Below are 11875 nucleotides of genomic sequence, written 5' to 3'. Positions count from 1 at the left end.
ACGAGGGACACCCTAGTTTGTCCTAGGCCACAGTCCCACCACCCCAGACATTCGGGCGTGGTCGATCTCAGATTGCGGGATTTTGTGCTCTCACAAGGGGATTCATCCCGTTTTTAGTAACCCGTATGTTGCTTAATTGGGGCCCTGCAGGAGATCCGGACGCCGCTGCGCCGTCCGCTGCCGAGACTGCTCGGCGCGCCAGGTGGCCACCTGCTCGTGATGCCCGGACAGCAGCACCGGCGGCACCTCAAGACCACGCCACTGGGCGGGCTTGGTGTACATCGGATACTCCAGCAGGCCGTCCAGGTCGGCGCCGTGGGACTCCTCGGCCAGCGACTCGGGGTTGCCGAGCACTCCGGGGAGCAAACGGACGACCGCCTCCACGATGGCCAGCGCAGCCACCTCTCCCCCGTTAAGCACGTAGTCACCCAGGCTGACCTCGATTACCCGCATCCGGGTAGCGGCATGCTCGGCCACCCGGGCATCGATCCCCTCATAGCGTCCGCAGCCGAACAGCAGCCAGTCCTGCTCGGCCAACTCGGCGGCCAGCGACTGGGTGAACAGCTGCCCCGACGGGGTCGGCAGGATCAGGGTGGGCTGCGCCTCGGGCGGCACCAGCTCGTCCAGGGCCTCTCCCCACGGCTGCGGCATCATCACCATGCCGGCTCCACCGCCATAGGGGGTGTCGTCGACCGTGCGGTGCCGGTCGTGGGTCCACGTACGCAGGTCGTGGACGCCCAGCTCGACCAGGCCGCTGGACACGGCCTTGCCGACCAGGGACAGCTCCAGCGGGGCGAAGTAGTCGGGGAAGATGCTGATCAGGTCAATCCGCATCGTCGACCTCCGTGAGCAGTCCGGGGATCGGGATGACCACGATCCGACGGTTCAACAGATCGACCTCGGGGACCAGTGCCTCGACGAAGGGCACCATCCGATCGCCGTCCGGAGTGCGCACCACGAGCAAGTCTTGAGCGGGGTTGTGCTGAACCGCGGTCAGAGTGCCGAGCGCGGCACCGTCCGGGTCGACCACGTCCATGCCGATCAGCACCAGGTCGGCGTACTCGTCCGGCTCGGTCGGCTCGGCGATCCCCTCGGCCCATAGTTCCAGCCCGCGCAGAGCCTCGGCGGAGGTCCGGTCGCCCACCCCGTCGAAGGCGACCAGCAGGACGCCGTTGAGCCAGCTATGCCCCGTGACGGTCAGGGTCCGATCCGAGGTGCGTACCGTGGCGCCGGCCGCGAACCGCTGCTCAACACTGTCGGTCTGCGGACGGACGGTCACCTGTCCGCGCAAGCCGTGGGCTCGGCCGATGGTGCCGACGATCACCTGTTCGCTCACTGGTCTCCATACCGAATCCGCCCCGCCGCGGAAGCGGTCGGGGCGGATTCTGGCTCGTTACTGAATCAGTTGTGACGACGTGAGCGCCGGTCGACATCGACGAAGTCGACCCGGACCTGCTCGCGTCCGGCAAGGGCCGCGATCACCGTGCGCAGTGCGCTGGCGGTGCGACCCTGGCGGCCGATGACCTTGCCGATGTCCTCCGGGTGCACCCGCACCTCGAGGGTGCGGCCGCGTCCGCGGTCGAACTCACGAACCCGGACGTCGTCGGCATTGGGCACCAGTCCACGGACCAGGTGTTCCAGTGCGTCAGCGAGCACGATCAGGCCTCTTCAGCCTCGGCCGGCTCAGCAGCCTCGACCTCGGGCTCGGGGTCGGCAGCCTTCTTCTTCTTGGAGATGGCGGCAGCGGCGGGCTCGTCGTCGGCCTCGGCCAGGGCGGCGTTGAACAGGGCCACCTTGTCCTTGGGCTCCGGCTGCGGGTCGACACCGGACGGCGAGGTGTCACCGCTGAACTTCTGCCAGTCACCGGTGCGCTTGAAGATGGCCACCACGGCTTCGGTCGGCTGTGCGCCGACGCCGAGCCAGTACTGCGCCCGCTCGGAGTCGACCTTGATCACCGACGGGGAGTTCTTCGGGTGGTAGAGACCGATCTCCTCGATGGCGCGACCGTCACGCTTGGTGCGGGCGTCCATGACGACGATGCGGTAGTGCGGGGAGCGGATCTTGCCGAGCCGCTTGAGACGAATCTTGACAGCCACGAGTGTGGAATCTCCTGTTGGAACAAGGACCGGTGACGTCACCGGCCGAGCGGGTGGAGCCTTGCGGCGATGTGGGGCAACGTCCCTCGACTCCGGGTGAATCACCGTCAACAGGGCATGAGAGGGCACCTGCATTCCAGTGATGCGGGTAATAGTGTGCCAGAAGCGCGGCTCTGGGGGCCAACCGGGATAACCTGCGGCTCAAGATGCACCAGCCAACCGCCAACCAGCCGAGCCGGCGAGGAGCCCTCGCTTGGGCGCTGGGCTCTCTCGGACCCGCCTTCGTCGCCAGTATCGCCTATGTCGATCCGGGCAATGTCGCCGCCAATGCCAGCGGCGGTGCCCGCTACGGCTACGCCCTGGTCTGGGTGCTGGCCCTGGCCTCGCTGATGGCCATGGTGATCCAGTACCAGTCGGCCAAGCTCGGCCTGGTCACCGGGCTGACCCTGCCCCAGGCCATCGCCGCCCGATTCACCGGACGCAGCCGTCCGATCTTCACCTGGGGCTACCCGCTGCAGGCCTTCGCGATCGCCATCGCCACCGACCTGGCCGAGGTGGTCGGCGGCGCGCTGGGCCTCTACCTGCTGTTCGGGATTCCGCTGTGGCTGGGCGGGATCATCGTGGGCTTGGTCTCGGTGATCCTGTTGCGCCTGCTGCGCAGCAACGGCGAGCGTGGCTTCGAGTTGGGCGTCGGGGCGGTGCTGGCCGTGATCGTGGCCGGCTTCCTGGGTGCGCTCTGGTTTCGTCCGCCGGACCCGATGGCCACTCTGGCCGGGCTGATCCCGCAGCTACCCGACCACGGCGCCTGGCCGCTGATCGCCGCCATGCTGGGTGCCACCGTGATGCCGCACGCCATCTACCTACACTCCGCGCTGGCCATCGACCGGTTCCGGCCCGGCGGTGGCGAACTCGACCAGCCGCTGCCCCGGCTGCTGCGCCTACAGCGGGTGGACGTCTTCGCGGCACTGCTGATCTCCGGCACGGTGAACGTCAGCATGCTGCTGCTGGGCGCCACCACCCTGGCCGGCACCGGCGGCGACACCATCGAGGCTGCCCACGCCACCCTGAACGCCGACCTGGGGCCGCTGGCCGCCGGCATCTTCGCGGTCGGACTGATCGCCTCAGGCATCGGCTCGGCAGTGGTCGGCACCCACGCCGGCTCCCGGATCCTCAAGGATCTGAACGTCTGGCACGTGGCCCCGACCGCCCGTCGGCTGATCACCGTGCTGCCTGCCGTGGTGCTGCTGCTATTCGGGCTGCCGCCCACCGACGTCCTGGTCTGGAGTCAGGTGGTGCTGAGCTTCGGCGTGGCCTTGGCCGCGGCACCGCTGGCTCTGGTCACCGGAGATCGGCGAATGATGGGTGACTACGTCGATCGTCCGCTCAGCCGAGTGCTGAACTGGACGATCGTGGCCACCGTGGTCGCGCTGAACCTGATGATGATCTGGTGGGCGTTGACCCCCGTGTTGGCGGGCTAGGCCGAAGCCACCACCGCACCGCGCAGGATCACCATGGCCGGATGAGCGGTCACTTCCGGCTCCACCCGCGGATCGGCACGGTAGACCACCAGGTCGGCCGACTCCCCCTCACCGGCAGCCTCGGCGCCGAGCCACTGGCGGGCCCGCCAGGAGGCCGCACCCAATGCGTACTCGGTACCGCCCAGTTCGGCCAGCAGGCCGATCTCCGAGCTGATCAGCCCGTGCGGCAGAGTCCCGCCGGCGTCGGTGCCGGCGTAGACCGGCACCCCGGCCTCGATGGCCGCCCCGATCGTCTCCCGGCGCCGCTGGTGCAGAGCCATCATGTGGTCGGCGTAGCGGGGGAACTTGTCCCGTCCGGCTGCCGCGAAGCTCGGGAAGTTCTCCAGGTTGATCAGGGTCGGCACCAGAGCCACCTGTCGCGCCGCCATCAACTCGATGGTGTCGGCGTCCAGGCCGGTGCCGTGCTCGATGCCGTCGATGCCGGCCCGGACCAGCTGCTGCACCGACTCCTCGTCGAAGCAGTGCGCGGTCACCCGGGCGCCGAGCCGGTGGGCCTCCTCGATGGCGGCCTTGGCGGTCTCGTAGGGCCACAGCGGAGCGAGATCTCCGAGGTCGCGGTCGATCCAGTCCCCGACCAGCTTCACCCAGCCGTCGCCCCGGACGGCCTGGCGGGCCACCTCGGCGACCAACTGCTCGGGCTCCACTTCGGCGGCGAAGTTGCGGATGTAGCGCTTGGGCCGAGCGATGTGCCGACCGGCACGAATGATCCGGGGCTGATCGGCCTGTGCGTCCAGCCAGTGGGTGTCGATCGGCGAGCCGGCGTCGCGGATCAGCAGGGTCCCGGCATTGCGGTCGGTGCGCGCCTGCTGCTCGGCCACCTCGGCGCTGACCGCCCCGGCCGACCCCAGGCCGATGTGACAGTGGGCGTCCACCAGTCCGGGCAGGATCCACACGTCCGAGGCGATCGTGGTGGCGCCGGGCACCGGAATTAAGGTGACGGTGCCGTCGACGATCCAGACTCCGGTGCGCTCACCGGAGGGCAGCATCACTCCGTCGAGGTGAAGTGCCGCTGCGGGCTGGCCCTGGTTCATGGCGCGGCGGTCAGCGCGGGCCGGTGTTCTTCGGGTTGAACAGCTGCTGAAGCTCCGGCGGCAGCTGGAACTCCCCCATCTGCTTGGTCAGCTCGGCCTGATCGATCGCGGCCGGCTGGCCGAAGGCCGAGCCCGGTGCGGTCGGCGGCACCGCGGCCGGCTTGGCGCTACCGGCTCGTCGCGCCGGGTTGCCGGAGACCTTGTTGCCGGCCTTGCGCTTCTTCTGCGCCTGGGGCGCCTGCTTGCGCGGCATGCCCGGAATCGAGCCGGCCATCGACTGCATCATCTTGCGAGCGTCGAAGAATCGGTTGACCAGGGAGTTCACGTCAGAGACCTTGGTGCCCGAGCCGTTGGCGATCCGGGCTCGGCGAGAGCCGTCCAGCATCTTCGGGTTGGCCCGCTCGGCCGGGGTCATCGAGTAGATGATCGCCTCGATCCGATCGATCTCGCGCTCATCGATGCCGGCGATCTGGTCCTTCATCTGCCCCATCCCGGGCATCATGCCCAGGATCTTCGACAGCGGACCCATCTTCCGGACAGCCTGCATCTGCTGCAGGAAGTCGTCCAGCCCGAACTCGCCCTTGCCCTGCAGCAGCTTCTGCGCGGCCTTGGCCGACTGCTCGGCGTCGAAGGTCTTCTGGGCCTGCTCGATCAGGGTGAGCAGGTCGCCCATGTCGAGGATCCGGCTGGCCATCCGGTCGGGGTAGAACGCGTCGAAGTCGTCCAGGCCCTCACCGTTGGAGGCGAACATGATCGGCTTGCCGGTCACCTTGGCGATCGACAGCGCGGCACCGCCGCGGGCGTCACCGTCCAGCTTGGACAGCACCACGGCGTCGAAGCCGACGCCCTCGGCGAACGCCTTGGCGGTGTTCACCGCGTCCTGGCCGATCATGGCGTCGACCACGAACAAGACTTCGTCCGGGTTCACGGCCGCGCGAATTTCGGCGGCCTGGCGCATCAGCTCTTCATCGATGCCCAGCCGTCCGGCGGTGTCGACCACCACCACGTCGTAGAGCTTGCTGGCCGCGAACTCCAGACCGGCCTTGGCCACCGCCACCGGATCGCCGATGCCGTTGCCCGGCTCGGGCGCGAACACCTGGACGCCGGCCCGCTCGCCCACGACCTGCAGCTGGTTGACCGCGTTCGGACGCTGCAGGTCGGCGGCCACCAGCAGCGGGGAATGTCCCTGCCCCTTCAGCCACTTGCCGAGCTTTCCGGCCAGCGTGGTCTTGCCGGAGCCCTGCAGGCCGGCCAGCAGAATCACCGTCGGCGGCTTCTTCGCGTAGCGCAGCGGACGGGCCGCGCCGCCGAGGATCTCGATGAGCTCTTCGTTGACGATCTGCAGGATCTGCTGCGCCGGGTTCAGCGCGGCATGGATCTGGGCACCCTTGGCCCGCTCCCGGACGGCCTGGATGAACTCCTTGACCACCGCGAGGTTGACGTCGGCCTCGAGCAGCGCCAGCCGAATCTCCCGGGTGGTCGCCTCGATGTCGGCGTCAGTCAGGCGAGTCTTGCCGCGCAGATTGCGGAAGACGGCGGACAGGCGGTCGGTGAGGGTATCGAACAAGGCTGACCTCTTGGTGCGAGCGATGGGCGTCGGCCATCCTACCTGCCGGCGGGCCGCCGCCGACCCGACGGCGGTGCGGACCGCCGGTGGATCAGAGGACGAGCTCGACCAGCACCAGATCCAGCCAGCGATCGAACTTGCGACCGACCTCGGGCATCCGGGCCACCTCGGCGAAGCCGAGTCGGGTGTGCAGGGCAAGGGACGCGACATTGTCGGCACTCAGCCCGCCGATCAGGGCGTGCACGCCACGCTCCCGGGCCAGCTCGATCAGCTGCTCCAGCAGCGCCCGGCCCAGGCCGGCGCGGTGGTGGTCAGGACGAACGTAGACGCTGTGTTCCATCGTGTAGGCGTACCCCGAATGCGGCCGGAACAGCCCGTAGGAGGCATAACCGATCACCTCGCCAGCATCCTCGGCCACCAGCAGCGGAAAGCTCGAGTCATGCTTCACGTCGTACCAGTGCTGGTGGTCGGCTGCAGAGCGCTCCTGGTGGTCCCAGGTCGAGGTGGTCTCCCGCACTGCCTGGTTGTAGATCGCCCGGATCGCCTCCAGGTCGGCCGTGGTGGCCTCGCGGATCACGCTCATGACTCCTCCAGCAGGGCGTCCACGAAGGCTGCGGCCTGGAATGGGGCCAGGTCGTCGGCGCCTTCCCCCAGCCCGATCAGCTTGACCGGGACGCCGAGCTCGCGCTGCACGGGGACGATGATGCCGCCCTTGGCTGAGCCGTCCAGCTTGGTCAAGACGATGCCGGTGACGTCCACCACTTCGGCGAAGACCCGAGCCTGGGCCAGTCCGTTCTGGCCGGTGGTGGCATCGATCACCAGCAACACCTCGGTGACCGGCGCCTTGCGCTCGATCACCCGCTTGATCTTGCCGAGCTCGTCCATCAGGCCGGTCTTGGTGTGCAACCGGCCGGCGGTGTCGACCACCACCACGTCCACGCCGTCGGCGATGCCCTTGGCCACGGCGTCGAAGGCGACCGAGGCCGGATCGCCGCCCTCGGGACCGCGCACCACCTCGACTCCGACCCGGTCGCCCCAGGTCTTCAGCTGCTCGGCGGCCGCGGCTCGGAAGGTATCGGCGGCAGCCAGCACCACGGAGTGCTGTTCGGCCACCAGCACCCGGGCCAGCTTGCCGATGGTGGTGGTCTTGCCGGTCCCGTTGACCCCAACCACCAGGATCACGCCGGGCACGCCGTCAGCGCCGGTGAGGTTCAGGCCACGGTTGGTGTCCGGGCCGACCAGGCGCAGGAGTTCGTCGCGCAGCACGGCCTTGGCCCGGTCGGCGTCCGCTCCGCCGCTGACCGACAGTTCCTTGCGCAGCGCCTCGACCAGCTCGGTGGTCGGGCCGACGCCCAGGTCCGCGGTGATCAGCGAAGCCTCCAGGTCGTCCCAGGTGGCCGCGTCCAGGGTGTCCGCGCTCAGCAGCGACAGCAGCCCCTTGGCGAACGGGTTGTTGCTGGCCGACAGTCGGCGGCGCAGGCGGGCCAGCCGCGACTCCGGGGCCTCGGGCTGCTCCGGCTCCCAGGCCGACTCAGTGAGCTCGGCATCGGTCGGCTCCGCGAACGCCGGTTCGGCGCTGTCAGCGGGCAGTTCTGCCGGGGCGTCCGCCGGTGGCAGTTCCGGGCGTCTACCGACGATGATGGTGACCGCAGCCACCAGAATGACCAGCGCCACGCCGGCCAGGACGTACCAGAAGTAGTTCTCCACCAGGTCAGATTAGTGAAGGTCGGCGATCACTGACGCCAACGGACACTCAGTGCTTGCTCGCCTCGACCGCTGACGTGGCGCTGCGCGGGCGCAGATCCGGGATCTCTTCGAAGAAGTTGACCAGGCCCTGCGGCGGCTCGGCGTCACCGTTCAGGTGCCGGGCGGTGCTGGCCAGCACGTTGGCAATCTCCGGGGCGTCGTCAGCCACCGGCCCGTTCATGCCCACCGCCACAATCGCGATGATCACCAAGGCCAGCACCAGCACTATCGCAATGAAGATCACTGCCATCGTCACTCTCGTCCAACTCCTCTGCTCGTCTGTAGGCCCAATTATCCTCGCTCGAACCAGGTCCCCTGACCAGTGACACCCGCGGGGCGCTAGCCCTCGCGCAAACGCTGGCTGATCACAGCCGATACCCCGTCGGCGCGCATGGTCACGCCGTAGAGCGCATCGGCGATCTCCATGGTCCGCTTCTGATGGGTGATCACCAGAAGCTGACTGTTCTCGCGCAGCTCGCCGTAGATGTCCAGCAGCCGGCCCAAGTTCACGTCGTCGAGGGCGGCCTCGACCTCGTCGAGGATGTAGAAGGGGCTGGGCCGGGCCTTGAACAGCGCCACCAGGAAGGCCACGGCGACCAGGGAGCGCTCGCCACCGGACAGCAGCGACAGCCGCTTCACCTTCTTGCCGGCCGGACGGGCCTCGACCTCGACGCCGGTGGTCAGCCACTGCCCCGGCTCGGTCAGCACCAGACGTCCCTCGCCGCCGGGGAAGAGCCGCGAGAACGAGTCCTCGAAGGCCTTCTCCACGTCGGCGTAGGCGGCCGCGAAGACCTCCTGGACCCGAGTGTCCACCTCGTTGATGATGTCGATCAGGTCGGTCCTGGTCTTGCGCAGGTCGGTGAGTTGCTCGGCCAGGAAGGCGTGCCGCTCGCTGAGCGCGTCGAACTCCTCCAGGGCCAGCGGGTTCACCTTGCCCAGCACTGCCAGATCTCGCTCGGCGGCGCGCAGTCGCTTCTCCTGCTCGGAGCGGACGTAGGCAACCGGCTCGGCGGTCTCGCCCTCGGCCAGCGGCAGACCATCGCTCCCGGTGAGCACCGGAACCGGGACGTCCGGGCCGTAGTCGGTGATCAGCGCCTCGGCCTCAAGGCCCAGTTCGGTCAGGGCCCGCTCAGCCAGCGACTCGACCTTCAGCTGACGCTGGGCCCGGGCCAGCTCGTCGGCGTGGACGGTGTCGACCAGGCTCTCGAACTCCTTGGCCAGCTCCCGGCCCCGCTGGCGGGCCGCGACCAACTCAGCTTCGGCTCCGGCCCGCACCTGCTGGGCCTGCTGGCGGGCCTCCTCGGCCTGGGCGCGCGAGGTGGCCAGCTGCTCCGAGAGCCAGGCCGCGGCGGTACGGACGGCACCGGCGATCTCGGCCTCCCGACGCAACTGCTCGCGGCGCGCTTCGGCGCGGGCGCGCGCGTCCCGCTCGGCCTGGGCAGCACGGGTGAGGCTCTCGGCCCGTCCGGCCAGGGCCCGGGCGCGCTCCTCCAGGGTGCGCAGCGCCAGCCGGGCGTCCATCTCGGCGGCACGCGCCGCTCGGGCCAGATCGGCAGTGTGGTCGCGTTCGGTGGGATCGGCCTCGCTGGCCTCGGTCTTGGCCGAGGCGAGTTCCAGCCGGGTCTCCAGTTCGGCCAGGTTGGCCAAGGCTTGGGCGCGAGCCGCCTGCGCAGCTTCGGCCTGCGCGGCGAGCCGACCGGCCTCGCCCTGCGCGGCCCGGACCGCCTGGTTCAGCTCTCCGGCCTCCTCGGCCAGCGCGGCATGCTCGGCGTCGGACTCGTTCAGCCTGGCCAGCGCCGCTTCGGTGCGCTGCTCGGCCTCGGCCAGCCGGGTCCGCGCCGTGCTGAGCTCGAACCGCAACCGCTCGGTCTCGGCCTGGGCAGCCGCCAGCCGGGCATTGGTCTCGTCCAGAGCTGCCTGCACCTCGAGCAGGGACGGCTTGGCGGCCGAGCCGCCAGCGGCGAACCACGAGCTGAGCAGATCGCCCTCTCGGGTCACTGCCGTGACCTCGGGCAACGCAGCCACCAGTTCGGCTGCGGTGTCGATGTCGTCGACCACGGCCACCTTGAACAGCAGCCGCTCCAGCGCCGGACGCAACTGGGCCGCACACTCGACAAGCTCGATCCCGTAGCGCGCGCCGGCCGGAAGCTCGGGCCAGTCGGCCCGCTGGCTGGTGCCCGGGCCACCCAGCAACAGCCCCGCGCGACCCAGGTCCTCGGCCTTCAGATGATCGAAGGCGACCAGGGCGGCACTCACTCCGGTCACGGCCACGGCATCGGCAGCCGACCCCAGCGCAGCCGCGATCGCCAGCTGATCGGCCGGGGCTACCTTGATCAGGGCGGCCACCGAGCCGAGCAGGCCGTCCAGCCGCTCGCCGGCGGCCAGCAGGGCCGCACTCCCGTCCCGACGTTCCAGTCCCAGTGCCAGCGCCTCGACCCGGGCGGCCAGCGCCCCACGCTCGGCGGTGGCGGCCTGTTCGGCGGCAGTCAGTCGCTCCAGTTCAGCCTCGGCCTCGGCTTGGGCCTCCGCGGCCTGCTCATAGGCGTCGTCCAGGCCGGCCTCACCGGCGCTGAGCCCGACCAGCCGGGTCTCCAACTCGTGGAACCGCCGGGTGGCCTCTGCCGCGCGCTGCTGCGCCTCGGCCTGGGCCAGCTGCAACCGATCGATCTCGGACGCGCTCGCCTCGGCCCGGGTGCGCTGGCTGTTCACCTCACCGGACAGCCGGGCCAGCCCCTCACGGCGGTCGGCGATGGCTCGCTGCTGGGCGGCGTACTGGCGTTCGGCCTCTTCATGGGCCGTCTCGGCCACCCCCCGCAGCCGGGACGCCTCGGACAGGGCCGCGGTCTTCTCGACCAGCTCGATGCCCAACTCGGCCTCCGCGGAGCGGATCTCGGCGGCCTCCCGCTCGATCGCCTCGGGGTCGCGTCCGGGACGCTCCTCGGTGCCGACCTGGGACGCATTGCGCAGCCGCTCGGCTGCGATCGACTCGGTGCTGGCCAGGCGTTCGGCCATGGCGGCCAGGGAGTACCAGGTCTCCTGGGCGGCGGCCAGGACCGGTGCGGCCTGCCGCGAGACCTGCTCGGCCTGCGCCTCGGCCTCGCGCGCCTCGGTGAGCTCACGCTCCAGGCGCAGTCGGCGAGCCTTCAGCTCGGCCTCGGCGGCCAGTTCCCCGGCCAGGCTCTGCTGCAGGCTGACCAGATCATCGGCCAGCAACCGGGCCTTGGCGTCGCGCAGGTCGGCCTGGATCACCGCGGCCTTGCGGGCCACCTCGGCCTGGCGGCCCAGCGGCTTGAGTTGGCGGCGAATCTCACCGAGCAGGTCGGAGAGCCGGTTCAGGTTGGCGGCGGTGGCCTCGAGCTTTCGCTCGGCCTTCTCCTTGCGCTTGCGGTGCTTGAGCACCCCGGCAGCCTCTTCGATGAAGCCGCGCCGGATCTCCGGGGTGGCCTGCAGGATCGAGTCCAGCTGGCCCTGGCCGACGATCACGTGCATCTCCCGGCCGATGCCGGAGTCGCTGAGCAGGTCCTGGACGTCCAGCAGCCGGGCCGGATTGCCGTTGATGGCGTACTCGGAGCCGCCGCTGCGGAACATGGTCCGGCTGATCGTCACCTCGGTGTACTCGATCGGCAGCGCGCCGTCCGAGTTGTCGATGGTGAGCACCACTTCGGCCCGGCCCAGCGGCGCCCGTCCGGAGGTGCCGGCGAAGATGACGTCCTCCATCTTCCCGCCGCGCAGGCTCTTGGCCCCTTGCTCGCCCATCACCCAGGCCAGGGCGTCCACCACATTGGACTTGCCTGAGCCGTTCGGGCCGACCACACACGTGATCCCCGGCTCGAAGGCCAAGGTGGTGGTCGAGGCGAAGGACTTGAAGCCGCGGAGGGTGAGGGACTTCAGGTACAT

At 69.7% G+C, this 11875-nt stretch carries 11 protein-coding genes; 1 reads left to right on the top strand and 10 read right to left on the bottom strand.

The features are described from left to right. Window positions 1-132 precede the first annotated feature (132 nt). The 4 genes from trmD to rpsP all read right to left on the bottom strand — a co-directional run bounded on the left by trmD (window position 133) and on the right by rpsP (window position 2096). Entirely contained in the window at window positions 133-834 is a 702-nt protein-coding gene (gene trmD, locus ATK74_RS04845; RefSeq protein ID WP_098459983.1) for a tRNA (guanosine(37)-N1)-methyltransferase TrmD, read from the bottom strand. Further along, window positions 824-1336, bottom strand: a complete 513-nt coding sequence (gene rimM / locus ATK74_RS04840; protein WP_245840702.1) for a ribosome maturation factor RimM — start codon at window positions 1334-1336, stop codon at window positions 824-826. The genes trmD and rimM overlap by 11 nt, the downstream gene beginning before the upstream one ends. Before the next feature lie 65 nt (window positions 1337-1401). Next, complete coding sequence (locus ATK74_RS04835; RefSeq protein WP_098459982.1) at window positions 1402-1656, bottom strand: RNA-binding protein; 255 nt, start codon at window positions 1654-1656, stop codon at window positions 1402-1404. Between the two features lie 2 nt (window positions 1657-1658). Further along, complete coding sequence (gene rpsP, locus ATK74_RS04830; RefSeq protein ID WP_098459981.1) at window positions 1659-2096, bottom strand: 30S ribosomal protein S16; 438 nt, start codon at window positions 2094-2096, stop codon at window positions 1659-1661. A gap of 206 nt (window positions 2097-2302) precedes the next feature. Between rpsP and ATK74_RS04825 the strand changes: the two genes are divergently transcribed. After that, window positions 2303-3574, top strand: a complete 1272-nt coding sequence (locus tag ATK74_RS04825) for an Nramp family divalent metal transporter (protein ID WP_098459980.1) — start codon at window positions 2303-2305, stop codon at window positions 3572-3574. Here ATK74_RS04825 and ATK74_RS04820 read toward each other — a convergent pair. From ATK74_RS04820 to smc, 6 genes are all read right to left on the bottom strand, one after another. Continuing rightward, on the bottom strand, window positions 3571-4665 hold the full coding sequence (locus ATK74_RS04820) for an amidohydrolase family protein (RefSeq protein ID WP_098459979.1): 1095 nt from the start codon (window positions 4663-4665) through the stop codon (window positions 3571-3573). The genes ATK74_RS04825 and ATK74_RS04820 overlap by 4 nt on opposite strands. A gap of 10 nt (window positions 4666-4675) precedes the next feature. Next, a complete protein-coding gene (gene ffh / locus ATK74_RS04815) occupies window positions 4676-6232 on the bottom strand; it encodes a signal recognition particle protein (protein WP_098459978.1) in 1557 nt (518 codons plus the stop codon). A 91-nt stretch (window positions 6233-6323) separates the two neighbouring features. Then, entirely contained in the window at window positions 6324-6815 is a 492-nt protein-coding gene (locus ATK74_RS04810; RefSeq protein ID WP_098459977.1) for a GNAT family N-acetyltransferase, read from the bottom strand. Beyond that, window positions 6812-7939 carry a signal recognition particle-docking protein FtsY gene (gene ftsY / locus ATK74_RS04805; RefSeq protein ID WP_425440093.1) on the bottom strand — a complete coding sequence of 376 codons (1128 nt, stop codon included), beginning with the start codon at window positions 7937-7939 and terminating at the stop codon, window positions 6812-6814. The genes ATK74_RS04810 and ftsY overlap by 4 nt, the downstream gene beginning before the upstream one ends. Before the next feature lie 46 nt (window positions 7940-7985). Then, entirely contained in the window at window positions 7986-8228 is a 243-nt protein-coding gene (locus ATK74_RS04800; RefSeq protein ID WP_098459975.1) for a hypothetical protein, read from the bottom strand. 89 nt (window positions 8229-8317) lie between these two features. Further along, window positions 8318-11875, bottom strand: a complete 3558-nt coding sequence (smc, locus tag ATK74_RS04795; RefSeq protein WP_098459974.1) for a chromosome segregation protein SMC — start codon at window positions 11873-11875, stop codon at window positions 8318-8320.

The sequence above is a fragment of the Propionicimonas paludicola genome (assembly GCF_002563675.1).
GTDB classification, from domain to species: Bacteria; Actinomycetota; Actinomycetes; order Propionibacteriales; family Propionibacteriaceae; genus Propionicimonas; species Propionicimonas paludicola.
This window is presented reverse-complemented; position numbering and strand designations above follow the sequence as displayed.